Source organism: Sulfurimonas sp. (genome assembly GCF_047622445.1).
Lineage (GTDB): Bacteria > Campylobacterota > Campylobacteria > Campylobacterales > Sulfurimonadaceae > Sulfurimonas.
In genome coordinates this window covers 21,613-48,419 of the sequence record NZ_JBLHOE010000019.1, presented here as the reverse complement: position 1 = coordinate 48,419, position 26,807 = coordinate 21,613, and the positions used below count along the sequence as shown (strand labels likewise).

General features: G+C 33.1%; 14 protein-coding genes. 1 reads left to right on the top strand and 13 read right to left on the bottom strand.

All coding sequences use genetic code 11. The features are described from left to right. A partial coding sequence (locus ACI9TV_RS06180; RefSeq protein WP_415249894.1) for a hypothetical protein occupies positions 1 to 236 on the bottom strand: 236 nt, incomplete at its 3' end. Positions 237 to 396: 160 nt separating this feature from the next. On the opposite strand from ACI9TV_RS06180, the gene ACI9TV_RS06175 reads away from it, so the two are divergent. After that, a complete protein-coding gene (locus tag ACI9TV_RS06175) occupies positions 397 to 648 on the top strand; it encodes a nucleotidyltransferase domain-containing protein (protein ID WP_415249893.1) in 252 nt (83 codons plus the stop codon). A gap of 839 nt (positions 649 to 1,487) precedes the next feature. Here the strand turns inward: ACI9TV_RS06175 and ACI9TV_RS06170 are convergent. From ACI9TV_RS06170 to ACI9TV_RS06115, 12 genes are all read right to left on the bottom strand, one after another. Continuing rightward, positions 1,488 to 2,297 carry a SapC family protein gene (locus tag ACI9TV_RS06170; protein ID WP_415249892.1) on the bottom strand — a complete coding sequence of 270 codons (810 nt, stop codon included), beginning with the start codon at positions 2,295 to 2,297 and terminating at the stop codon, positions 1,488 to 1,490. 164 nt (positions 2,298 to 2,461) lie between these two features. Beyond that, positions 2,462 to 13,573: a DUF4214 domain-containing protein gene (locus tag ACI9TV_RS06165; protein WP_415249891.1), complete on the bottom strand. Its 11,112-nt coding sequence runs from the start codon at positions 13,571 to 13,573 to the stop codon at positions 2,462 to 2,464. A gap of 282 nt (positions 13,574 to 13,855) precedes the next feature. Further along, positions 13,856 to 14,875: an SGNH/GDSL hydrolase family protein gene (locus ACI9TV_RS06160; RefSeq protein ID WP_415249890.1), complete on the bottom strand. Its 1,020-nt coding sequence runs from the start codon at positions 14,873 to 14,875 to the stop codon at positions 13,856 to 13,858. 3 nt (positions 14,876 to 14,878) lie between these two features. Next, the gene (locus ACI9TV_RS06155) at positions 14,879 to 16,753 is read right to left on the bottom strand and encodes a carbamoyltransferase (protein WP_415249889.1); all 1,875 of its coding nucleotides are present in this window, start codon (positions 16,751 to 16,753) and stop codon (positions 14,879 to 14,881) included. 6 nt (positions 16,754 to 16,759) lie between these two features. Further along, entirely contained in the window at positions 16,760 to 16,909 is a 150-nt protein-coding gene (locus ACI9TV_RS06150; RefSeq protein WP_415249888.1) for a DUF5989 family protein, read from the bottom strand. Between the two features lie 10 nt (positions 16,910 to 16,919). Next, positions 16,920 to 17,309 (bottom strand): SxtJ family membrane protein, encoded by a 390-nt coding sequence (locus ACI9TV_RS06145; RefSeq protein WP_415249887.1) that lies wholly within the window; start codon positions 17,307 to 17,309, stop codon positions 16,920 to 16,922. Between the two features lie 144 nt (positions 17,310 to 17,453). Next, positions 17,454 to 19,844 carry a glycosyltransferase gene (locus ACI9TV_RS06140; RefSeq protein ID WP_415249886.1) on the bottom strand — a complete coding sequence of 797 codons (2,391 nt, stop codon included), beginning with the start codon at positions 19,842 to 19,844 and terminating at the stop codon, positions 17,454 to 17,456. A gap of 2 nt (positions 19,845 to 19,846) precedes the next feature. Further along, positions 19,847 to 22,162: a glycosyltransferase gene (locus ACI9TV_RS06135; RefSeq protein ID WP_415249885.1), complete on the bottom strand. Its 2,316-nt coding sequence runs from the start codon at positions 22,160 to 22,162 to the stop codon at positions 19,847 to 19,849. Continuing rightward, entirely contained in the window at positions 22,159 to 23,379 is a 1,221-nt protein-coding gene (locus ACI9TV_RS06130) for an ABC transporter ATP-binding protein (RefSeq protein WP_415249884.1), read from the bottom strand. The genes ACI9TV_RS06135 and ACI9TV_RS06130 overlap by 4 nt, the downstream gene beginning before the upstream one ends. Before the next feature lie 5 nt (positions 23,380 to 23,384). After that, on the bottom strand, positions 23,385 to 24,638 hold the full coding sequence (locus ACI9TV_RS06125; protein ID WP_415249883.1) for a glycosyltransferase family 4 protein: 1,254 nt from the start codon (positions 24,636 to 24,638) through the stop codon (positions 23,385 to 23,387). Next, positions 24,639 to 25,412, bottom strand: a complete 774-nt coding sequence (locus ACI9TV_RS06120; RefSeq protein ID WP_415249882.1) for an ABC transporter permease — start codon at positions 25,410 to 25,412, stop codon at positions 24,639 to 24,641. Then, positions 25,413 to 26,789: a mannose-1-phosphate guanylyltransferase/mannose-6-phosphate isomerase gene (locus tag ACI9TV_RS06115; protein ID WP_415249881.1), complete on the bottom strand. Its 1,377-nt coding sequence runs from the start codon at positions 26,787 to 26,789 to the stop codon at positions 25,413 to 25,415. Positions 26,790 to 26,807 lie beyond the last annotated feature (18 nt).

Below are 26,807 nucleotides of genomic sequence, written 5' to 3'. Positions count from 1 at the left end.
CCTGCTTGACCAAGAGTATTCATATAAATAGCTTCTACGAATTCTTGATCACTAAGGTTATCATAAAGAGATGTAAACTTTTCATGTGTAGCAAAACCTGCAGCTAGTGTTTTTATAGCAGAATTTTCATCTAAACGTAAAGATTCATCTTCCCAATACTGTAAACCTTCTTTATCTGCTGCTCGATTAAAAAAAGCTATATAAAGCCCTGCAATCTTTTCTTGTATGGTAGCCATATTATCTCCTGTGAAAATTAATTATACTTGAGATTAATTATACTTGAGATTAACTAATCAAAAACTAAAAATCGAAGGATATGGTGTCCAGCAGTAAATAAATTTATTTTAGAACTCTTATTTCACTTATGATATAAGTTAAAGTGTAAGGAGTACCTGTATGATAGATATAGAAGAATTGAAGCATGAAATCGTTGAAAGATTGAAACCTCTTAATCCTGATAAGATAATATTATTTGGTTCTTATGCTTATGGTACTCCTAATGAAGATAGTGATATTGATTTATTTTTAGTTAAAGATATAGAATCTAATAAAGCCAGAGAGTATAGACTTACTGCGAAAAAACAACTTCGAGAGTTAATATTTAAGCATGAAATAGGCTTTGATGTTCTTACTGGAAGTAAGAGTTAAAGTAAAATAATGGTGTCTAAATAATCATTTTTTCTTATAGTTAAGAAGATAATCATCAACCATTTTTAATTTCAAACTTTTGCTCAGTCCTCTATGAATTTTAATGAGTATTTTGAGTGGAGAAAAAGTTCCACCATCGAGAGTATTTGTGGTGTTAGGAATATCAACATTTTTGTATTTCTTTCGTGTAAATAGATAAGGTAAATTTGACCTCAAACTTCTATGTAAGCACCGTGTAATAATTCTGTTTGACCAGCAACGATTAAATCGTTATCAGCTGTTAAACCTGATTCAATTGTACCACCATTGTTGATTAAATTATGCTATAATCCTTTCGTGGAAACAAAAGTACTCCAGTCTATCTAACTAGTAGACTTTGTGTTGAGTGATTAGGCTGAGACTTTCGAGTCTTGGCCTTTTTTTTTGCCAATTTTTTGGCAAGTGGTGTTAGGTGTGGGATTAGGAACTCAACACTAGGAGACACTTTTGTATCCCAAACTCGTAGTAGTCTTTTTAGTCCTGATGGTGCTTGCACCCGCTCTTTACTAACCAAAATAAGAGGGATTAGTTACCCCTCTTGACTACTATTCTACTTACTGTAACTACTGCTTTTATACAACAACACTCAACCGTAATATTACGGTTAGCTATCGATTCTTCTCGTGTATCTATGGTGTACTTTTGAATATCACTATGTTTTATGATTGTCTTTTTAGTCTTGATGGTGCTTGCACCCTCTTCACTCCTCTTGACTGCTATTTACCCTTACCGTAGCACCCTTCTAACTCATCATATACGGATGTAAAGGTATTAGCTATTATTTGCTTTTTCATGGATGCCTAAAAGTCGAAACTTATTGTGTCATTACCACCTTCACCGAAGAATTCATCTAGGTTTAGTTCTTTTTCTTCTTGTTCTTGTTGCTTGTTTTTTTTCAATTCATGGAGTTTCTTGAGTACTTCTATTCTTGGTATAGAGAGCATTTGTGCATATACTATAGACAAAGCATTTACTTTGTTGAGAGTTTCAAGTACTTCACCGCTTAAAGCTTTTAGTTTTTGCTCATTAATTCTATATAAGCCTTGTACTAATTCTTTATCCGAGTCTTCAGATGAAAGTATCCAAGGATCTAAGATATCAGCTTTTACTATAGCTTCTACAGCTTTAATCGTAACTTGTCTATACTTGTTATGTTCTAACAAAGATGTAAGTACTTTTTGAACAATCTCTTGAGGATTACCTTCATCATCGAAGAATCTTAGATCTCCTGCTTCTTCATTTGGTACTTCTTTATATAAGTCACTTTGCATATTAAAGCAAAGTGTATTTACTCTCTTCTCATCTTTCATGTTTTCAGCTAGTACGAATGGATAGCCCTTATACACATTTGGCATGTAATTCCCAATCCAATGAGAATCTTCATTTAAAAAAACATTCTCATCTTTGTAGATTGATTGGAGTGATACAAGCACAAAGGTATCTTTATTTGCTTTTGCAAAACCTAGTGCATATGTAGGTAAAAGAGATGTTAGTTCATCAATTAAGACAACTGAGAGAGGATTACCTTTAGTGAAAGATAAATCTTTAGGGAGTGAGAAACCATGTGTTTTATGAATACTTGGACGAAGTGCTAGAAGTGAATTTGACATTGGACTCTTTTATGGGTGTTATTTTAAAGCTTGATTGAAAATTATTTTGACTTATAATATTCAATAAAACTTTACCCTTCAAAAAGAAGGGAGAAGTTTAAAGTAAGTTCATAAAGAACTGACTCAAAGGAAAAGATATCCTTTGAGGATTGGCTTAGTAGTTACTAAGCAATAATGTCAGCAGAAACTAATGCTGCATCAATTGTTCCCATCAATGTTAATTCATTAGCAGCGATAGCACCATCAAAAGCAGCTTGATTATACTCATAGATATATGTATCAGTATCATCAGTTACAACAAAAAATGCATGTATACCTGTTTCAGTGAAACCATCTGCCGCAGTTATTGCTGCACCAGCAGTAGTAGTTGAAGCTAAATCACCAGCAACAGCGTCAAGATAAATAACTTCGTTAGTATTAAGTACTGTAGTAGCACCTGCACCATCAACGATAGTTCTTGCAGCACCAGAACCAACTACATCAATGAAGTCTTCAGTTCCAAAAGCACTAATAACTGTAGCAGTATCACCAGCAGCAAATTCAAATGTATCAACAGCAGGACTTGCCCCTGTAACAGTTTGAGCACTTAATGTGTTATATGTAACAGAATCATCAGCAGTTGCAACAATACTACCAAGTACTGTAGAGAATTGCGCTTGTTGTGCACCTGTCATAACAATATTTGTAGCAGCAGAAGATAAGTCTAACACTTCCATGTTTACAAAAGTAGTAGCAAGTGAAAAGTCTACAATTGATGTAGTATTTACTACTACAGTATCAAGGTCAAGACCACCGTCAATACTTTCACCAAGTACAACATCAAATGCTGAGTCAAAGATAAATGTATCATCACCATCATTACCAGTAAGTGTATCAGCATCAACTCCACCATTTATAGTGTCGTCATTATTAGTACCTTGAATGATATTTGTACCATCTCCACCAATTAATGTAGCACCACCTGTTGTAGTATCTCCATCATTGTTAGATATAGCAGCAATGATATCTCCATTTACAGTTGTAGCAATAGTTGCTCCAATAGCTAAAGTATGAGAAACAGATTCAGCAGCTACAGCAGTACCTAGTGCAGAATTTGTTGCAGAACTTACAACAATCTCTCTACCAGCAGTAATTGCAGTTAAAGTAAGAACACCGAGAGCTGGAACAGAAGTTACGTTAGCATCTACACCATTAATTAGTGTGTTAAAAGCAGTAGCAATTGCAGTAACTAATATGTTAGAAACTGTATGTGTATAAAGAACGCCATCAATTGTTACATTAATAACATCACCAATAACATAAACACCACCAGCGAATGTAACTGTAGTTTGTTCAGCAGTATCAGCAACATCAGTACCAGTAAGAAGTAATACATTAGTATCAATTAAAGCATCAGCATCTATAGTATTAACACCACCACCAAGAGTAACAGCACTACCACCAGTATTTGCATCAAGTACTGCAACATCTAGTGTACCTGAAACCATAGAAGCATCAATTCCATCTTCTAAGTCAGTCACAGTAAAGTTAGCTGTACCAGCTATATCAGTATTAGCAGCGTTAGAAGCATCAATAATAACTTCACCAGTTGTTCCAGCCATATCTATTGCATGACTAATAAGACCAGCAGTATCTGTAGTACTATCTGCAATTGCAGCAGTCGTACTTAATGTAGCACCATCAGCAACTTGTGTAGCTACTACACCATGTAAAGCACCAGTAAATGTTAATGTTTCAGTGATTGTGATAGATGAAATATCAGCAGCTTGAACACTAGCAGTATTAATTAATGTACTTAAATTTGCATTAGCATCAGCCGTAGCAACAGTTACTACAACAGCACCTGTTCCAACAACAGTATCTTTATTAACATCTGAGATAACTAAAACACTAGCAGCAGCAGTCATAATAGCACCATCAGCGATAGTTACAGTAACTGTACCTAAGTCACCTGTGAATGTACCACTTGTAGCAAATGCAGCAGTAGCACTACTTCCAGTTACAGTAATTCCAGATAAGTCAGCAGCTAAGTTTGTAGCTAAATCAGTAAGATCAATAGTTGAAGTATTAGCACCTGTTACAGTTAAACCATCTATAATAGAAGAAGAAACAACTAAATCAACAAGAGCTTCAACAGTTGCATCAGCACCGTCTAAGTTACCTGTGAAAGTTTGGTCTTCAGTAAAGTTAGCTGTCATAGTACTAATGTTACCTAAGATTGTTGATAAATCAGCAGCAGCGTCAGCTAAAGCAATATCTACAATTAAAGCACCAGTACCAAGAGCAGGAGTAACACCATCGTCAAGCATTGCATCTTGATTAATTGTTTTAGCAGTTACAAGAGCATATGCAGCAGATAATGTAGCGCCATCTTCAACAGTTACAACAGCAGTACCTAAGTCACCTGTAAAAGTAGTAGTAGCAATAACATCAGCAACAACAGTAGTAGCAGTTAAACCACTAAGATCAGCATTTGACGTAGCACCTTGGATATCTACATGTACTGTACCAGCACCATCAACCATTGTCATCCATGCAGTTAGAGGATCACCAGTTACAGCACCTGCTTGAGTATCAAGTAAGTTTAATGTAGCAGCAGCATCTACTGTGAATGAAATGTAAGTATCATCTGAAGCATCAGTACCAGTTGCAGGATCGTTACGATCAGTAGCAGCCATAGAAGCAGTTACAGAAGCTGAACCATCACCTGTAATAGTTACATGAGCAACACCAAGTGCACCATCAAGTACAATTGCTTCAGGAATAGTATCAGCGTCAATATCTGATGTATCAGCATAAGCATTAACTACACCTGTATCACCAGTAGCAGTCATTATGTTAGATAAGTCAGCAGTTTGAATACCAGGAGTACCAGCATCAGTATCAGCTTCTAAGTTTAGAATCTCAACTGTACCAGCACCAGTAACAGTTAACGCGTCAGCTTGAGCTGCTGTTAAAGTTAATGTGTCACCTGCAAGAAGTTCTATAGTAGAACCTGTAAGATCTAGTGTAAGACCTGACCAGTCGATAGCGCCTGTACCTGTAGTTGTAATAACAGTACCAAGAATACTTAATGTACCACCAGCATTAAACGTAGTAGAAGAATCAATAGTCATTGTATCTACACCAGTAAATGTCCATGTACCAGTAGCGCTTAATGTTGGAGCAATAAGACCATTTGCATCAGCAGTTCCTAGTGTCATTGAAACAACAGCGGCTGCATTAGCAGCTAAAGCAAATGCTTCACTATCAACACGAGCAACAGTACCTAAATCTACAGTACCAAGTCCATTGATAGTAACTATACTTAAATCTTCACCAGATACACCAGCATACGTTGTAACACCATCAGTACTACCAAATGTAGTCTCAACAGTTGCAAGACCAGAGTTAATTGTTAATGTTTCAGTATCACCTGTTGCATCACCACCATCAAATGCTGGAGAACCACCAGTTACTGTTAAAGAAGCACCTACTGATAAAGTATTTGTTACTGTTAATGCAATTATTTCTGCATCAGAAGTATCTAAAGACTTCACTGTAACACTACTATCTCCAGTAACTGAGAATGTTGCAACACCAAGGTTTGTATCAGTAAGACTATCATCAGCAAAGTAAATTGTTTGTACTTCTAGAGGAGCGTCTGTAGTACCTGAACCAGTATTGATAACTACAGAAGCAAGTTCACCACGAGTAGCACCACTTGAAATGTCACCAATTATATTTGTACCGTCAAAACCATAAAGAGCGGCATTTGGTAAAACATCAGTAGCAGCATCAAAATCATCTGGTAATAAATAATGACTAGTAGTATCAGCAACAAAAGAGTTAATTGTTAATGTACCAAACTCATCATCACCTGGGAAACTTGGGAACGATGGATTAACAGGAGCTAGAAGGTTATCTAGAACTAAGTCACCAATGTTCGCTTCACCACCCATAGTGATAGAAAGATCAAAGATATGCTCTAATAAATCATCATCAGTAAACTCTAAACTTGCAACAGAAGTGAATGAAGAAACTTCTACATCTCTGTCAATAGCAAGAGTTAACACTAGTTGATCAGTTAAGTTAGTGTTATCAATACGAACAATGATATCTCCACTTAATGTAGTGTAGAATGCTTCAACATTTCCACCATCAACAAGATCTTCCATTATCCATAGACGACCGATTTGAGAATCGTAACCTTGAACACCAGTTATATATGTAGTTTCAATAGCACCAGTAGTAGTATCAAACATCCATACAACGTTTGTACCAGTATCGCCACCAGCAATAGTACTGTTAACAACTTCAATTAATCTTCCAGCTTGAATTTCATTAGCGAATCTAATAGTTTGACCTGAAATATCTGTACCAGATAAAGCAGTATCTAAATCGTATAAAGTAACTGCAAAGTCACCTAAGTCAGTTGCATTATCAAGTTTAACATCAGAATCAGCTGTAGTTAAAGCACCACTTGTAGGAGTCATTCCATCACCAAGTTCCACTGTATTTAAACCTGTAGTAGAAACAGTTGATAAATCAATTGTTACAGTTTCTGTAACATCTTCAATAGCTTCTAATTCATCTACTTGAACACTTGATGTGAATCCAGCAGTTACAGCAGCAGCTGAAAGTGTTTCAACAATGTTACCAGCGTCAATAGTTTTGTATTGAGCAGCAGTCATTTCTAGAGCGATATTTGCACCATCAACTTCGATAGAAACTAAATCAGCATTACCTAAAGTAGTAGCAGCATTTAATTCAGCAGAAGCAGTAACAGAAACAGTACCAATATTGATACCAGCAGCTTGTATAGCATCTAAATCAAGAGCTTGTGTACCTAAGTCTGTAATGTTTAATGTTACAGTATGACCATTTGCAGCCCAGTTATCAGCGATACCATCATTAGGAGTTGTATCCGTAATAGTAATAGCAAGAACTTGTGCAGCAGTTAATGTTAATGTAGCATCACCTGTAAAACTAACAGAATCGATATCTGCAGCAGTAGCAGCAGTTAAATCATTTGCACCATTTGTAACAACAAGAACGTTTGTACCAGTAGCAGCAAAATCAGTACCTGCATTAAGTGCAGAAACAGTATGACCGTCTATCATGAAAACGTTAGTAGCAGTATATTCAGTACCACCAATTGTTACATCACCAGCAGTAGTATTGTTATCAACAGTTACTAAAGTAATATCAGTATCTGACATATCAATAGCAGCAACAGTGATATCGTTATCACCAGTTAAAGTAACAAGAGCTCTATCAGTATTTGCTTGAGTTCCAACAGTAATAGTTCCAACTTCTAAAGCAAGACCATCTCTAAGAACAGCAATATCTGATACATCTACTGGATCAGCAAAATCATTTGTATTTAAAGTAACATTTACAAGTTCATTACTTGGAGTAGCGCTCATGCTAATGTCACCAACAATATTTGGCATGAAAACAAAACCATTATCATTAATTGTATGTCTATCTTCGTAAGAGTTGATTGTAAGTGTGTCAAAGTTACCAGCACCAACAGTATCATCAATGATGATATTACCAACATTTGTATTACCTTCTAAGTTAATAGTTAGGTTAGAAATCGTTTGGAATTCGTTTTGATCATCAAAAGTCATACCAGTAAGACCAGTCATAGCTTCAACTGTAACAGTTCTGTTAAATGAAACTAAAACATCAGGGATGTCACTAGAGTTTACAACTTCAACAACGATAGATGATGGAAGTGTATTCCATAAATCTTCAACACCGTTACCACTTGCTATGTCAATTAAATCTTCATTAACATATAATGTAGTGATATCCGCGTCATAGTTTGTAGTGTCAATTTGAGCAGTAATAGTATCAAATAACCATGCAATTGCAGTCGAAACAGTATCACCAGCATCATCAGCAACAGCATTTGTACCTGGTTTCTCAGTTACAGTTGTACCAGAAGCTTGTGTTTCTGTAGCAAACTGAATCATATCGCCAGCATATAAATCAATATCAAATCCACCTAAGTTAGCAGTAGATGCTAAAGTAACTGTTTCACCTGTTAGTTGATCAGTAAATTCTACAGTACCAGCATTATTGATGTTTGAAAGATCGTAGTTAGCTTCATCAGCAACATAATCAGCGTTTGTATCAACGTTGTTTACAAGACCAGTTAAGTTAACTTGAGAATCACCAGTAATTGTACTATCTAAAGTAGTAGCTAATTGTTGGATAGTCATAGTAACAGAAGTTGGCTCAATACCATCAATCGCGTCACCTGTACTTTGATCAGCAGTAGGAGTGATAATTGAAGCAGCACCACCGAATGTAGTTGCAGCATTAAGAGTGTTAGCAGCATCATTATCTGTAATAGAAACAGTACCAATTGTAATACCAGCAGCTTGTAATAAGTCTAAATTAAGAGCTTGAGTACTATCTAAATCAATAACATTTACAGTTACATTTGCACCTGCAGCGATAGAAAATGCAGAATCAGTAGCAGTTGGGTTAGCAACCATATAAGCAGCTTCAATTGCCATTACTTGATCAGCAGTTAAAGTTAATGTAGCATCAGCTGTGAAGTTAACATCAACAATTGTTGCATCTAAAGCAGTCTTAGTGTTAAGTAGTGTTAAATCATTTGTACCAGAAACTTCTAAAGTTACTGTACCGTTAATAATTTCCATATCTGCAGTTGCAACAACATCAGCTATTTGGATAGTAACACTTACAGCATCTAAAATTACACTTTCATCAACATCTAATGTTAGAACATCATCAACAGTAGCTTCAGTTTGATCAACATTAGTTAAATCAATTGATGAACTAGCAGTAGCGCCTACTAAATCTAATGTAGCTTCATTTGTACCAGTTGCATTACAACCAATATTTGCCATACCAACTTCATTTGTTGAACCACAGTATGTGTGGAATTGATCTACAGTCATTTCAAGTGTAGTATCAGAAGTCATAGCATTAATAACTAATGCATCTGCACCACCTAAACTTGGAGTAGCTAAAACAATTGTTCCATCTACGTCAGCAGTTGTTACTACACCAATGTTAGAAACATCAATAGCACTTAAATCAAAAGTATGTGTACCATCTAAACCATTTACATTTAATGTTGAGTCAGCATCAGCATCTGATACAGTAGCACCAAATTCTGTAACTTGATCAGCACTTAATGTTAAGTCAACTGCACTACCTAGAGCAAGAGCATCCATACCAGTTACAGTAACACCTGAAAGATCAGAAGTAGCAGAAACATTAGCAGTGAATGTACCAACAACACCAGAAGCATCTAAAGTATCGAAACCAGTAGCAAAACTACCTGTAGCGAAATCTGTAGTAACATCATTTGCAGAAGTGAAAGTTAATGATGAAGCTTCAAGAGCATCAAGATTAAGTATATTTACAGAACCATCAGTAGCAGCTACAGTAACATCAGCAGCATTAGTAAGATCTATACTTTCTACCCAGATAGTATTTGTAGTAGCAGTACCTTGGTTGTTAATAGAAACTTCTACACCAGTTGCTAGTGCACCACGAGCAGCAACATCATCTGCCTTATAGTCAACTTCAATAGCACCAATGTCTAATTGATTTGTCTTCACATTAGTAGCAGCTTCAAGAAGAACATCTACATCCCATGCAGCCTCTTTATAGATAACAGTTTCATTCCAGCTACCTTGTAAACCAACTACATTTATATCTGCAGAATCTTCACATAAGTAAACAGTAGCAGCATCGCCTGATGTTTCAAATCCTGTTGTAACTAATGTTTCAACACCTGAAATCTTGATACCTTCACCTAATAGTCCTACAACATTTGCGTTAGCAGATGCAGCAGTGTCTTCAAAAGTTACTTCTAAACGTGCATTACCATTACCAACAATAGTTCCCCAATTAGCAACAGTTCCATCTTCAGTTAAGTCAGCAAAGTTATTATATGTAAGGTTTGCTGTACCAGTTAATGCAGAGAAATCTACACTAGCGTTATCAGCTAAATCAAGAGAAGTAGTGATATCTTGAGCACCTTCAATAGTAACAACAGTTACTGCAGAACCTGTGATTGTAGCTGGTACAGTGTCAGTGTCTGTGTTAATATTTAATGAGTCATCTATATCATCTTCAGTTGGTCTTTCATAACCACCTATATTTCTAATAACTGTAACATCATCAGTACCATTTGTAATATCAATATCACCACCTGCAACTGCAGTCGTTGCATCAAAATCTAATCCAGCATTAGTAACAATTACTTGATTGTTGTCATAACCATTGTTTGCATCAACCATAATACCATCATTAGCAAGATAAATATCAAGTTGCTCAGCAGTTAATGTAAATACATTTTCAGCTGGGTTATCACAAGCAAGAACGATGTTTAAGTTAATGTCATCACATGCAAATGTACTAAGAGTAATACCTAATTCATCAAAGTTCATAGACTCAGAAACAACGATTGTTAATTCAGCTTTTTCACCGAATGCAACACCATCAACGCTAAAGTTAGTAGAACCAATTGCTAAGAATTGCTCTTTAGTAATAGTTAAGTTAGAACCACCGTCAAGACTAACAGTTGTAACACCAGTAATAGCAGCTTGAGAAAGATTTGCATCTTTGTTTACATCTAAAGTGATGTTCTCACCTGTGATTGTAGAACCAGTCATTGCAGTAACACCTGGTAAATCAGCAGTATTATCAGTACCAATAACTAAAGTATTTGCACCTGTAGTTCCTAAATCAATTGTAAGCATTGCGAAATCAGAATCAACAGCACTATAATCTTTACCGTTACCACCAATAGTAACAGAATCAGTACCTGTACCAGTTGTAACAGCAATAGTGCTAGCAACTACAGTAACAGAGTTTGAACCATTTCCAGCATCAATAGTAGTAGAAGTAGTATCAGTTGCATTGATAGTGTCGTTACCTTCACCTGTAGTGATTACAACATTTGTTGAACCATCAGCATCAATTTCATTGTTACCATCACCCGTAACAATACTAAGAACTAATGCAGAAGCATCAATTTCATTTTGTCCATCGCCAACAACGATAGTACTTGCATCAGCATCAGTTGTACCAGTAGCAGTAGTACTAGTTGCTTCGATACGGTTATCACCACTACCTGCAGTAATAATAAATGCATCTGTAGAACTAGCAGTAATATCATTGTTACCATTTCCAACAGTTACAGTTACTACGTCTTCGTTGTCTAAAGTTTGTACAGAACCAATTGAAGTAGCATTAATTTGATTTGCACCATCACCTGATGTGATTGTTATATCTTCATAAGCCTTTACTAAAAATTCATTATTACCATTACCATCAGTAATTTCTACTGATCTTTCAGAATATGCTGTGAAATGGTCACCTGCAAATGCAGTACCCATGAAAACAACTTCATCATCAAAACCAACACTAGGACCACCAATAGTTAAATCAACACCAGCAAGATTAGCTGAAGCATCAATAGTTGCAGGATGACCAGCTGTGAATACATCTGCAATATCCTCAGAAACAACAAGTTTAGCTGTACCAGCAATGTTCATGTTTAATACAGTAGAAGTTCCAAAATTAACATTATCTAGAACATTTCCACCACCGATAGAGTTAATATTTATAGTGTTTGAGTTAGAGAAAATGTCAAATGTAACGCCATCTACATCGCCTAAGTTAAGTGTTAACTCAAGAGCAGAACCCATACCTTGACCGTAGTTTACAGTTACATTCTCAGTAAATTCACCTTCAAGTACTAATTCAGCACCATTACGGATACCAACTACTACTAATTCGCCAAGAGCTTGCTCAGAAATACCAAGTGAAGATGTAGCTGTGTCATTACCTTCTGTAATAACTACTTTTTGAACATCAATAGCACGACTAAGATCTAAAATACTATCTTGATTTACAGCTGACGCTGCATTATAATCAGGAATATCTAAACCATCAGTATTAGCATCAGTAGTAGTATCTGTTACAGTAACTGTACCATCTGCAGCTACTTCAACTGACTTACCACCAAGAGTATAAAAATCATCATATACATTTGGTAAGTTTTCAATTCTTACTTCTTGTACATTTAAAATAGCTAATGGTTGTGCATATACACCCTTCATATCTACTTCAAGTACATTCATACCTTCACCAGCGTCTATGTAAGCACCGTGTAATAATTCTGTTTGACCAGCAATGATTAAAAGGTTTTTATTTGAAGTATATCCAGTTTCCCATGTTCCACCATTGTTAACTTCTGTAGTAAGTACTACACTTTCAATACTATAAGTATATGTAGTTGTAGTTGCAGAAGTATCATCAGCTTTAACTGAAGTTAATCTAGAAGTTTTAGCGCCTGTATCAGGATCTGTGTAGTATAAAACACCATCTAAGAAATCTATATACGCTTGACCAAGAGCTAATTCTGAAGTGAATTGCTCACCGTCAGCAGTAGTTGTTGTTATTGTAACATCGTCTGTACCAGCGTTTACACCATCAGTATCAACAACATTCATAACGATTGAAGTTAGTGCAGTGTCTCCACCAATGTTTATGCTATCTGCTGCCATTAAAGCAAGGTCTGAACCTACTAATGAAGCAAGGTAACCACCAGCACCAAAGAATGAGTCAGCTGTAATATTACAATCTGCACAATCTGGATCGCCCCACATCATTGTAGCGTCACCCTCAGTAACTACAACTTGAGTACTTACTGTTTCAGTAATATTTTTCTTAAGTGTAAATAGATCGTTAATTGGATGAAGAATATCTTCGTTAATGTTTGAAATACTTATCATAGCATCAGAAACAGTTTGAGGATCATCAGAAACTGGGATATCTCCATTGAATGATGTTGAAACAGCATAATCAGATGGAGCTGCTTGCATAATATCTGCAGTAAAGTCAGATACAGCTACTCTATTTACAAACTGTGTATAAGCAGCTTCAGTAACTGGATCTGTTGAGTCAGCATAAGAGTATATTGCTTCTACAAGACCAGTAACAACTTCGCCTCTAGTAGCACCATTATCTAATAAATCTGTCCAGTATGCGATACCTTCAGCATCGTCTTCTATTGTCTTATTTAATGTGTTTGCATAGATATGCTCTATAAATGCTTGATTAGAATCTAAGCTACTACCAAAGTACGATTGAGCATCTGATGTTGCTAACATTGCGTCAGCAGTTAATTCAGAAGTCATTCCAATATTTTGCCAGTATGTGTTACCTTCACCTTCTGATGCTCTGTTAAAGATCGCAACATAAAGTTCTGATATTTGAGTTTGTGTTAATGCCATATTTTCCTCCTAAGGAAAGTTAAAAATTTTGTGTAGTAATTATAAAGTGCATGATGTTATCAATCAAGAACCTTGTACGGGGAACCTAATCCACCATACTTCTGAACAACTACCTGAACTATCGATAGTATTTTTTACAATACTTGAATAAATTATACAGTAAAAAATATAAATAAAACTTTAAATGTTACGCTATATCATGATTGAATAGTATATAACACTAGAAATTATTCTACGGTATACGAAACCTTATATTTTAAGCTACATATAATTGATAATTTTCTAGTGAGTTATGAGAAGAATAAGTTCTAATGCAATATCATTTGCCATTATAGAATTACCCTCTGCAGTTGGATGAAGTGCATCTAAAAAAAGAGAATTTTGGTGCATGTTTTTTAAATCTAGTTTATGCGTAATTATTGGTATGTCGTAATCAGCAGCGATTTGATTCATACCCTGACTATATTTTTGAGCTGTGTTTATGAGAAATTGCTTGCTATAGTGAATCTGAAATTCCTGCAAGCCTTTTTCGGGCATATGGTCCCCGTCAAAAGGTGGTGCTACAAAAGCAATATTAACTTTATTCTTATTTGCCAATTCAATCATGGACTTAAGATTACTGAGATAGAAGGAATATGCCTCTTTGTTGAAAATATTAGTCTTTTTTTCATCTTCTGCAAAACCCATAACTAAACCATAAAAAAAGTATGAATGTTTAGTAAGGAAATTTAACCATGATGGTGGTTCTTGATGTACTAAAATATTTGAATGCCAATTTTTAACTGTTGAATACCAAATATCATTCCACATAATGTTAACTAATATCATATCTGGTTTTACTATATCTTTAGTAAAAATTTCTTTCATATAAAGCACTACCTGAGAAGATGTATAAGATGGTACACCTCCATTAATAATATAAAAGGCTCTATTGTTCTCTTTTAATTTTTTCTTAAGATAGTAAGGATATGTTTCTTCCTCATTAACACCCCAGCCAAATGTAGTTGACTCACCGAGAGTCAGTATTTTAAATTGTTTATCGAAGTCTTTTGGAAACTCCTTGCCTCTAAAGCCTTGAGAATTAACTGTATAGTTATTGTTTGTAAAGTTTGGTATAAGAGCGAAGCCTCTTGTTTTATTTTTTTGAATAAAAGAACGACCTCGAATACGTAAATCTTTATCACTAAATAGTGCCTCATTCTTTTTCTCTTGCATGAAAACACGACTACCACCCTCAACCAATATAAGCAAAAAAAGTAGTAGTCCAAAATTAATCAGTAAAATATATAGTGATTTTTTCATTCACTAATCCATTTCAAAAAATTCTACGCTATTATTTTCATCTTTTAGTTTTTCTTGTTCATCTTTATAAAGTAAAAAGTTTTCAAGTACCAAAATATCCATTTCAGTACGCATAAAACAACGATAACTATCTCTAGGACTACACACTATAGGTTCGCCACGTATATTAAATGAAGTATTCACCAATATAGGGCATCCGCTTCTTTCTTCAAATGCACGTAAAAGATGGTGGAATTTTGGATTTATTTTTTTATCCACAGTTTGTACACGCGCACTGTTGTCTACATGAGTAACTGCTGGTATTTGACTTCTTAAAATAGATAATTTTTCAAAACCTTCATTACTTTGTTGATAGTCTATCAACTTACTTTTCTCTACTGGAGCTACTACAAGCATATAGGGACTTTTGCTGTTAAGATCAAACCATTCACTCACTTTTTCCTCTAATATAGATGGCGCAAAAGGACGAAATGATTCTCGGTACTTAATTTTAATGTTGAGAGTACGTTGCATCTCTAAGTTTCTTGGATCTGCTAAAATACTACGGTGTCCCAATGCACGTGGACCAAATTCCATACGACCTGTATGCCAGCCTACTACATTACCATCACACAAAAGTTTTGCTGTTTTATCTATGAGTTTATCTTCCTCGTAATAATGATACACAGCGCCTACTTCATCTAAATACGTTTTAATCTCATCATCAGAATATTCAGGTCCAAGAAATGAACCTTGCATTGCATCAGGTAGACTTTGATTTATTTGTCTGTGATTCTTTAATTCTTGATAGTAAAGATTGTAAGCTGCACCTAGTGATGCACCATCATCCCCGGCAGCAGGCTGTATCCATATATTTTCAAAAATATTTTCTTTAAGAATCTTACCATTTCCAACACAGTTAAGAGCGACACCACCTGCAAGACAGAGGTTATCAGAACCTGTAACTTCTTTCGCATATCTTGCTAACTTTATCATAACTTCTTCAGTGACAGCTTGTAAAGATGCAGCGATATCCATTTCATATTGAGTCAATTTACTTTCACTTTTTCTTGGAGGAGCACCAAAGAGCTGATGAAATAATTCACTTGTCATTGTTAAACCAGTCGTATAGTTAAAGTAACGCATATCAAGCCGAAAAGAGCCATCATCCTTAATATCGATTAAATGCTTACGTATCAAATCAGCATACTTAGGTATACCATACGGTGCAAGACCCATCACTTTATATTCACCACTGTTGACCTTAAAGCCTAAATAATAAGTAAATGCAGAGTATAAAAGACCCAAAGAGTGTGGAAAATTAATCTCTTTTAAGACCTTTATTTTATTTCCTTCACCATATGCTAATGATGTCGTACACCATTCACCAACACCGTCAATCGTTAAAATAGCAGCTGATTCAAAAGAACTGGGGAAAAAGGCACTTGCAGCATGACTAAGATGATGTTCACTAAACATAAGTTTAGGACGTATTTGTTTTTTAAATTTTTTACTTTGAGCTTTTGTCATATCTACATCTAATTTTTGAGCTAAAAATGTAAACTCTCGTGAAAGTGTTTCTTTAAGATAAAGTTTTTCTTTTAACCAAATTGGTATTGCTTGCATAAAGGACTTTAGTCCTCGAGGAGCTTCTGTTAAATACGTTTCTAGTAAGCGTTCAAACTTAAGTAATGGTTTGTCATAAAAACAAATATAATCTATTTCACTTAATGTAATCTTTGCTTCATCAAGACAATAACTTATTGAAAGACTTGGAAAAGAAGAAGTATGCTTTAACCGACTAAAACGTTCTTCTTGAGCTGCGGCGACAATAACACCATCCTTAATTAAGGAAACTGCAGAGTCATGATAATAAGCTGAAATACCTAAAATAATCATAATATACTAAAATATGGTATAAATAAATGGAGCGATAGCAGTACCCTGAGCTAACACGATTAAAGCACCTAGCAATAACATAATGATTATTACTGGTAAAAGCCAAAACTTTTTTCTCATTTTTAAAAACAGCCATATTTCTTTTAATAATTCCATTTATCTTCTTTTAAAACTGATATTTCATTGAACCTGGTTCAATCTCTCGCACCGACCAGTAAGTTGTACTATCTGGTTTCATTTTCTTATTAAGAAGATCTTTATTAAATATTTTTAGAAAAATAGCTATAGGAGTAAAAAGAAGAAAAAATAAAATTATCAATATAATTTTTGAAACAAAATTTCCAATTACTTCACCGAGCATCATCCAAACAATATAAATATTCTTGGCATAATATGGTTTAACAATTGCAAAAGCAAAGAGAAACAACGCCACAACTAACGCCCAAGTACGGATAGGTAAACCATTAAATAGCGAATAAAGTGCAAGAAATAAAAAAACACCTGACAGCATAAATAAGAAAACTCTTAAATCTGATGTAGAAGGAGTTTTATTCATTACTTTTCCTTTAATATTGTAATTTAATACTTTCGTGATTATACAGAGTATTAACTTATTTTCAACTGTGAAATTTTTTCTTAAGTTCCATAGGCAAAAATTTAAATCTGAAAGTTGTAGATTTAAATTTGATATACTTAGACATTAAAATATCTCAAGTAACTTTCGTGCATTTTGTTCCCAAGACAAATATGGCATATCCTTTGATAAAGGATGTTCATTTTTCTCATATAAGCTTAACCACCTTTTTATATCTATTGCCAAATCCTCAGCATTGTTTGTATTTTTAAAGAAATATACATAATTATTGGCTATTTCACGAAAAACAGGAATATCTCTTGCCATAATAGCTAAAGCATTTTGGGCAGCCTCAATCAGTGGAAGTCCAAAACCTTCAGCTTCACTTGCCACTATAATACAATCAGCCAAATAGTACACTTCCGATAATGCCACATCATCAATAGCTCCTAAAAAATGAAAACGATTATCTAATTCATCATGTGTAGCTAGTCTCTTTGTAAATTCATCGACCATCCAACCTGTCTTTCCTACTATTGTAAGATGTATATCTAAACCTTCTTTCCAAAGTATATCAAATGCCTGTAACACTTGAACATGTCCTTTTCTTGGTTCTATTGTTCCTACCATTAAAAAATTTGGAGATTTTTTAATCTTCTTATGAATAATTTTTTCTGTTGAGATGATATCTGCACCTAAATGTAATACAGAAACTTTTAGCGTGTTTTGTTTGAAGGGTTTATAGTCTTGTATCCATGATCTAACTTCTGAAGCAACTGTACCTGATATACATACTAATTCATCTGCTATCTCCGTAATGTTATCTAACCATTGTGTATGTATCTTCTTCGCATTTGATAGAAAAAAGTTTTCATGTGATATAGGTAATAAATCATACACTACAAACTTAATATTTACACCTAATGTTTTATAACTTTCATATATTTTTGCTTTACTAGATTCATTCACTTCAAATGTACATAAATCTAATCCATAAAAGATATCTCCATCATTAACGGATATAGGTTCATCATATATATTTAAACTTTCTAATTTTAATAATTCAGCTGTATATGAACGTGCATAAGAATAAACTAGTTCATTAGAGTTCAGATATACAGGTTCAATTCTATAGTTATCTGGTGCATTTTTTATTAATTCGATAATTTGAGAACGAACAACTCTTTGGATACCAGTTTTTAAATCACATTTTATAATACTAGATATATCAACAAGTATCTGTCGCTGGGCTATAGAGTCAAAATCACTTAAAGAAAGTAATTCAACTAACTGTGGCATATCTTGTATTTTTTCTGATAATTTTTTTATAGCTTTTTGTTTATAGCTTTTTGTTTCGTCGTATGAATTTTCAATCGCTTCATAATAGCGTTGCGCACAATGAACAGGATTGTGATACGTTCGTATATATTCAGCCGCTTTTTTGGCCAGTACCTCTCTTAAAGATTTATCTTTGTAGAGTTTTTCTAGAGCCTCTGCTAGTTCTGTAGTGTTAAAATTATCTTGTATCATATACACCGCATCTTTTGGAAGTTCCATCATAGAGCCATTTGCATTTACTATAGTTGGTATAGCATTATTCATCGTATCCAAAACTGTTCCAGATGTTTCCCCCCTCGAGTTACTTCGAAGTTGTACTGCGATATCTGAAATAGATAGATAGCTATCAAACGTTACTACATCTGTCCAGCCTGTTATTTTAATATTTTTTTGTAAATTTATGCTTTTATCTAATTCTTTTCCATATGCAGCGGCATCATTTTCACCTACAAAAATCAGATAGCAGTTGTCATTGCTTGAAAGAGAAGTATTCATCCAAGCATCAAACAATTTTTCATTCTGTTTATTTGCTCCCAACATTCCAAAACTACATACAACAAATGCATCTTGTGGCATCCCTAAATCTTCTCTGCTGAAGAGATCTTTTTTATGAGGGCTTTCTCTTAAATGTGGAATAGTAAACCAATTATCTGTATTTGGCTTATAATAATAATTATTTACTAATGTTTTTGAGTAACCTGAATGGACGATGACCCCTAATGCATTATTTAAGACATACTTATTTGCAGGATATTTTAATATAATATTTTTTAGACTATCTGTACCTGTAGAATCTTTGGAAGCTTGATATCCATGTAAAAGATACAATAAGTTTGGCTCTAATTTTTGTGAAAAATCTATAAGGTTGGAAATGTAAAAATCATGGAGGACAACAACACCCAATACCTCATTTAGTAAATCGAGCATATATTCATGAAAAGGAGAATTGCCCACATGGTATATAACTCTATCATACAAAGTATGATTTATTTTAAAGTAAGGAACACTTTTGATTTGATAATTTATGCTCTTTGCTACATCTTCTAGTGCATCGTTAGATATTACCACATCGATATTATAATATAAAGAAAGTTGTTTTAATAGCTCCTCTGAATAATATGATATACCACTTTTTAATGGTGGAAGTGGTGATACATATGCTAATTTTAGACGTTTCATCTTTAAGTTTTAGCTACTATTAAATAGTCTTGAGCTTGATAGAGATAGTGGTTTAGAGTTTGTGCCGTTTGTGTTTCTTCTTGGATATAGTGACTTTTTGGAAATGGATGAAGATACTCTACTTTTACACTACTAAAATCCAAATATTCAAGTAAGAACTTGATCACATCTGAAGGAAGTGGATTTAGGTGTGTCGGATCTTTATAAAATTCACTCGATGATACTATCAAGTTTGCAGGATTTGGTGTTTCTAATAAAATAATAGCATTTGGAGTAGCTACTCTTTTTATCTCTAAAAGTAATTTAATGAGTTTCTCATAGGGTATATGTTCTATAATATGAAATGCCGACACTAAATCAAAACTGTTACTTTTACAAGATGCTAAGAATTCAAAAGCATCCTCATGATGCAAGTTTCTCACACCGTGAGACTCTCCTATATTTAGCATTGCTGCGTTTAAGTCAACTCCTTGTATATCGATGGATTTAGACTGTAAAAGTTCGACCCATTCAGCTCTTCCGCAACCAATATCTAATGCTGTTTTAATATCATCATTTAGATATTTCAGGTACTCTTGGTATCTTGAAATAATAAACTCTCTTGAACCTCTAAACATATCTTCAAACGCAAGATAATAATCATCTAATAAAAAAGAGAGTGAATCTTTTGTTAAATTTTCAAGTTGTTTTGGTGTAGATTCATTTTTATCTGCCATAAACTTCTCTAATCGTTGATGAAATAAAATAGCCTGTGCATTCATCTGCTTAGTTACAGAAATTTTGGTTGTACTTTGTATGGTCTCGTTTAAATTATCATAACTTGTAGAAAGTAGTTTTATCTGTTCTTCATTCTTTAAAGCTTGTTCTTCATTCTTTAAAGCTTGTTCTTCATTCTTTAAAGCTTGAACTTCATTCTGTTCTTGATGCTGACTTATTTGAAAGATTAAAGTGTTTATCTGTTGCTGTTGTGCAAAGACGGTATGCTTGAGATTGTTTAATCTTAAAAGATTGTAATTCCATCTGACAAACCATCCTATAATCGGTATATCTTTTATAGTTTCTTTTTCTAATAGATGATACATTTTTTTTAAAACACTTCCTAAAATTGGTATTTTTTTAAGCTTTTGTTTTATATGAGCAAATTTATCTGCTGTGTAATCTACTTTTTTAAAGTTAGAATCTGGAATAAATATAGCATCAAAATTTTGAATCTTCTGAAAAAGTATTTTTGTACTTTCGTTCCAATTTAACCATCTAAAGCCATCTTGGACCTTTAATTCTTCATTTATACCACTTTTTTCTATTGTCTTAATCTTTGAAACCAAATCATCTACATTTTTTATATCAAAAAATCCTATATGTTCACCTCCAACCTCTCTGTGTATTGGAATATCACTAGCCATTACAGGAAGAGCATTATTTAAACTTTCTATAATCGGTAAGCCAAACCCTTCCACAAAAGAAGGAAACAACAACATCTTTGAGTTTTGATAGCAATAATTTAACTCTTCATCATTCAGATTATCCCAATGAAACAGCTTTTTCTTGTACTGAGGGTGATTTTCAATTCTTTGGATTAGTTCATCTATCATCCAACCTGTTTTACCTACTATGTTTAGGGTAATATCAAAATTTTCTTCCCAGAGTTTGTCAAAAGTATCTAAAAGATATTTATGATTTTTTCTTGGTTCTACTGTACACACTATTAGATAGATATTTTCATTTGTGCTGTAGATATTTTTTAAATCATCTTTGATATTACTGTCTGATATAATAAATTCTTTATACTCAAAATCTGCACCCAATAAAAAATGATCAAAAAATTTACTTTTAACCTTTTCTGGATATTTTGATGCAAGATAACTTTTCAAATCATTTTCAATAGTATTTGATATAGCAATAAAGCCATCAACATAAGCTATTGAAACTTCAAACCACTCATGGAAATGTTTTACTAAACCTGCATCACAAAACTCGGGATGAGAGATAGGGATAATGTCATAAATAACCGCGATAACCATTGCTTTAGATAATTTTGCCTTTTCTACACTGCCCCAAATATTTAGATGCCAGGAGGAGTCAAGTAACAAGAGAATATCTCCCTCTTTTACCTCAATATCATCTTGTAAATTTTCTTGAGTGCTATTTAAAGATATCTCTCTAATTTTACTATTTTCTAGTACTACTTGTATTGGTTGATATGATGAGCTTTTTGCTACCTCTTCAATGTTTTCGACTACTTTTCTTACTACCCGCTGTATTCCCGTGTTTAGCTTTGTTGTACTTATAAAAGAACAATCTATAAGTAATTTTTTCATACTGTGCCTTGTAATAATGTAAAATTTATTTCTGGATTTAACTTACACATACCTGTAAAATACTGACCATTGATACCTGCCACTTCAAAACCTGCTGCATTATCTAACCAATGGGAGCAATTACTTAAATGTGTACTTTGTGAATGAACTGCTGCTGTGATACTATAGTTACCATTACCAATATTAATAGGCATTATGTAATTACACACGTACTCTTTGTTTGCTTTAAAATCTATATTTAGTTTGTAATGGTACGTATTTGTTCCAAATATATCCTGACCAAACTTATCTCGTATCATTATACCAACCGTCATATTTGGTACATCTTTTTTAGAAGCAATAAGTACTCTTATAGTAGTATTTTCACCCGAGCTGATTACATTTGAATTTGAATTTTCACCTTTTACACTCACTTTTGTAATCTCTACATCAAAAGTACCAAATGAGCTTTTATTGTTACTTTTTATACTCATTTTTTCATCTGTATCATTAAGTTTTGAGATAAGAAAATTGTAAGTGTTTATAACATCTTCTGGCATCCCTTCATTTACAACTTTCCCATGATTTAATAATATAACTCTGTCACAAAGAAGTTTTAAAGAGTTGAGATCATGAGAAACATAAATAATACTCATATTTTGCTCTTTTCTCTGCCTCAGTGCTCTTGTGCACTTTGCAGCAAAGTGTGCATCCCCAACAGATAGTGCTTCGTCTACTATAAGAGTGCGAGGTTCTGAAAAAATGGCAATAGAAAAAGCCAATCTCATACTCATCCCAGATGAGTATGACTTCATAGGTTCATAAATATAATCACCTAACTCAGTAAAAGCGATTATATCTTCTATTCTTGAGTCTATCTCTTTATTGGACATCCCTATTAAAGTACCATTTAAATATATATTTTCATGTCCTGTCAATTCTTGATTAAACCCCGTACCAAGTTCTAATAAAGCAGTAATTCTACCATGCCTTAATACTTCACCTGATGTTTGATTTATCACTCCAGCTATAATTTTTAATATTGTGGATTTTCCAGCACCATTGACACCTATAATACCTAGTGTCTCTCCCTCAAATAAGTCAAATGTTATATCTAAATTTGATATAAATTCTTTATGATAATTCTTTTTTAAAAAAACTTCTTTTAATCTATCTATATTTGACTTATATACTTTATATATTTTTGTTACATTTTTAACTTCTAAAATTTTTCGCATGTTTATTAAAAATTCCTACTTTTTGAAATCAATTCTATTGCACTCTGAGTCCAGTTTTTCCATGTAAAATCATGTATTGGTTTAATATTTTGGGACTTAACTATATTAAATAAACTATCCCTAGATGATAAATCAAAATAGCTTATATGGTCTGCACCAATTTCTCTGTGAATTTGTATATCTGAAGCTATTACTGGTAGTTTATAAAACTGACTTTCAATAATAGGCATTCCAAAGCCTTCTGCATACGAAGCAAAAATCAATGCCTTTGAATGTTCATAGGCATATTCTAACTCAGTATCATCTACATTTGTTAATAAAAAAAGATTCTTATTATATCTTTCATGTGACTTTATTCTTTTTATTAATAATTCAGAATCCCACCCAATTTTACCAATAATTACATATGTAGCATCGATATCAGCTTTCCATAAAAGCTCAAATGTATCTAAAATATATTTATGATTTTTTCTTGGTTCAATAGTTGAAACTGTTAGATAAACATTTTCGTCTTTAAATATTAGTTCAAGTGTTTTTGATATATTTTTCACATTCGTTCTTTCAAAAGTATTCACTCCTAAATAAAAACAATCAAACTTATTGTAATGAATAGATCCATCAACATTTTTTCTTATGTAGCTATATACCTCATTCTTCACCGTCTTTGATATTGCCATGTATCCATCAATATATTGTGTTGCTTTCTTATACCAATCATGAAGAAAAAGATTTAAATCTATTGTGCAAAACTCTGGATGTGTCAGAGGTATAATATCATAAACTACAGCTATAATCTTTATATGATTTTGTTTTAATTTTAATAACTGCTCATAATCATTATGTAACCAAATTGCGTCCATAATTATAAGAGTATCAGCAGCATAAAGAATAACTTCATCCTCTTGTTTCATTGATTTTGAAAATAAAATTTTATCTGTCAATGTACTCAAATATATATTTAATACTGGTGAATATAATATTTCTTTTTTTTTTGGTAAAATCATTGATAATATCAATCGCACCTTAATATACATTCGTTTTAGTATCTTTTTGATTATGTTTTTATTTGTATTAATTTTTGGGAAAGTGTCAAATCTAAAATATTTATTATTTTTAAATACTATTGGTATTATATCTTGACCTAATTCTTCTTTAACTTGAGTAATATTACTAACAATATTTTTAACAACTCTTTGTATCCCTGTGTTTAATCCTGAATTATATGTATGTGTGCAATCTAAGTATATTTTATTTGGCATTTAAACAATATCTTTAATTGTAGAAATCATTTTTTTGTATAAATATACCGCAATTATAAAAGAAGACGAAGTCATAGCAGCAATAATTATTAGTGATTCTAAAGATGGAGCTCTTGAATATACAAAAATATTTTGATAAATTTCTACAAAGTAAAAAAATGGATTGAATACCAAAATGAGTGGATATTTATTAGCTATCATTTCTTTCATATATATAATCGGTGACATCCAGAACCATAACTGTATTATTATAGGTATTGCCTCTTTTAAGTCCTTAAAAAAGACAGTAAATAGAGAAAAAATTACACCAATTGAAAATGCAAATATAACTTGCATTAACATTACAGGAAGCATCCATAAAAATGTCATACTAATAGAATGATCAACTAATAATAAAAAACCTAAAGATAATAATATAGATAATATAAATAATGAAGATTCAGTTATTAAAATACTTAATTGAAATACAAACATTGGTACATTAATCTTTTTAATCAGTCCAGCTTTCTCTTCAAATGAATTATTTAGTCTAATTATAATTGTACTGAATGTAGTCCACGCTAAAATCCCTGGTACCAAATAAATACTATAAGAATATGAATTATCTATAATACTAAGTTTCATTTTCATAAAGTCAGAAAATATCACTGTATAAATAAATATTGTAATAATCGGAGATAAAATATACCAAAGTTGCCCTAACCCTGTCCCTAAATACTTTTGCTTAAAATCTCTTTTTGCAAAATCAAAAGCTAAAATAATATTACGCTTCATTTAAAGTCTTTTAAAGTCATCTTCAACACGAATAATGTCATCTTCACCGAGATAATCACCAATTTGTGCTTCAATAACTACGACTGGAACTTTGCCATCGTTTGCAAGTCTATGGAGTTCACCCATTTTAATATAAGTGGATTCATTTGCTCTGAGTGTCAATGTTTGATCTTCAACTGTAACTGTAGCTGTACCACTAACTATAATCCAATGTTCATTTCTATGCATATGCTTTTGTAGCGATAGTCTCTTCCCTACTTGTACCTCTATACGTTTAATCTTGTACTTAGGTGTATCTTCAAGAATAGTATATGTACCCCATGGTCTATGCACCGTAAGATGGATGTTATGAAGTTCTGTATTTTCTCGTACTTGTGAAACAATTTTTTTTACTTTTTGAGAAGAACCTTTTTTAGAGACAAGTAGCGCATCACCCGTATCTACAATAATTAAATCTTCTATATCTACTGTAGCAATTTTTCTCTCACTTCCATAAATAAGGTTATTTTTACTGTCAATAGAGATATGATTCTCATTCATTGTATTGTTATTTTCATCTTTTGGAAGTTCTTCATAGAGAGCATCAAAACTACCCAAATCTGACCAGTCTATGCTTGCAGGTATAACTTTAACTTTAGAGGATTTTTCCATAACAGCATAATCTATAGAATCTTCTGGAATTTCCAACATATCTTCATGTTTAATTCTCAAAACATCATTTGTTGCAGCATTTTTGAATGCACCAAGAGAGGATTCATATATCTTTGGTGAATAGGTTTTAAGTTCTTCTAAAAAAACTCCTGCTTTAAAACAAAACATTCCACTGTTCCAATAATAATTTCCATCGTTAAGATATTTTGTAGCAGTTTTGAAATCTGGTTTTTCATGGAAAGCTTCTACATCTTCAGCATTTATACTATTGGCTTCTATGTAACCAAAGCCTGTTTCTGCAAAGGTTGGAGTTATACCAAATGTAACGAGATAATTTTCTTGTGCTAATTCTTTTGCTCTTTGTACAGCTTTTGCATATGCTACTTCATCCTTAATAAGATGGTCACTTGGAGTTACGAGAACTATTTCATCTTCTGCAAGACTGAGACACGCTAGAGCTATTGCTGGAGCAGTATTTCTACCAATAGGTTCTAATAAGTATTTGGATTTTTCTCTCTCTAACTCGTCAAGTTGATCTAAGGCTAAAAAATATTGTTCTGTATTTGAGACTACTAATTCAGATTCACATAGTTTAGAATTACGTTCTATCGTCAACTGAAATAAAGATTTATCTTCAAAAAGTTTTACAAATTGTTTTGGCATTAAAGTTCTACTTATAGGCCAAAGTCTTGTTCCATTACCACCACATAAAATTATATTTGTCATTTACCTTCCTAATTCATA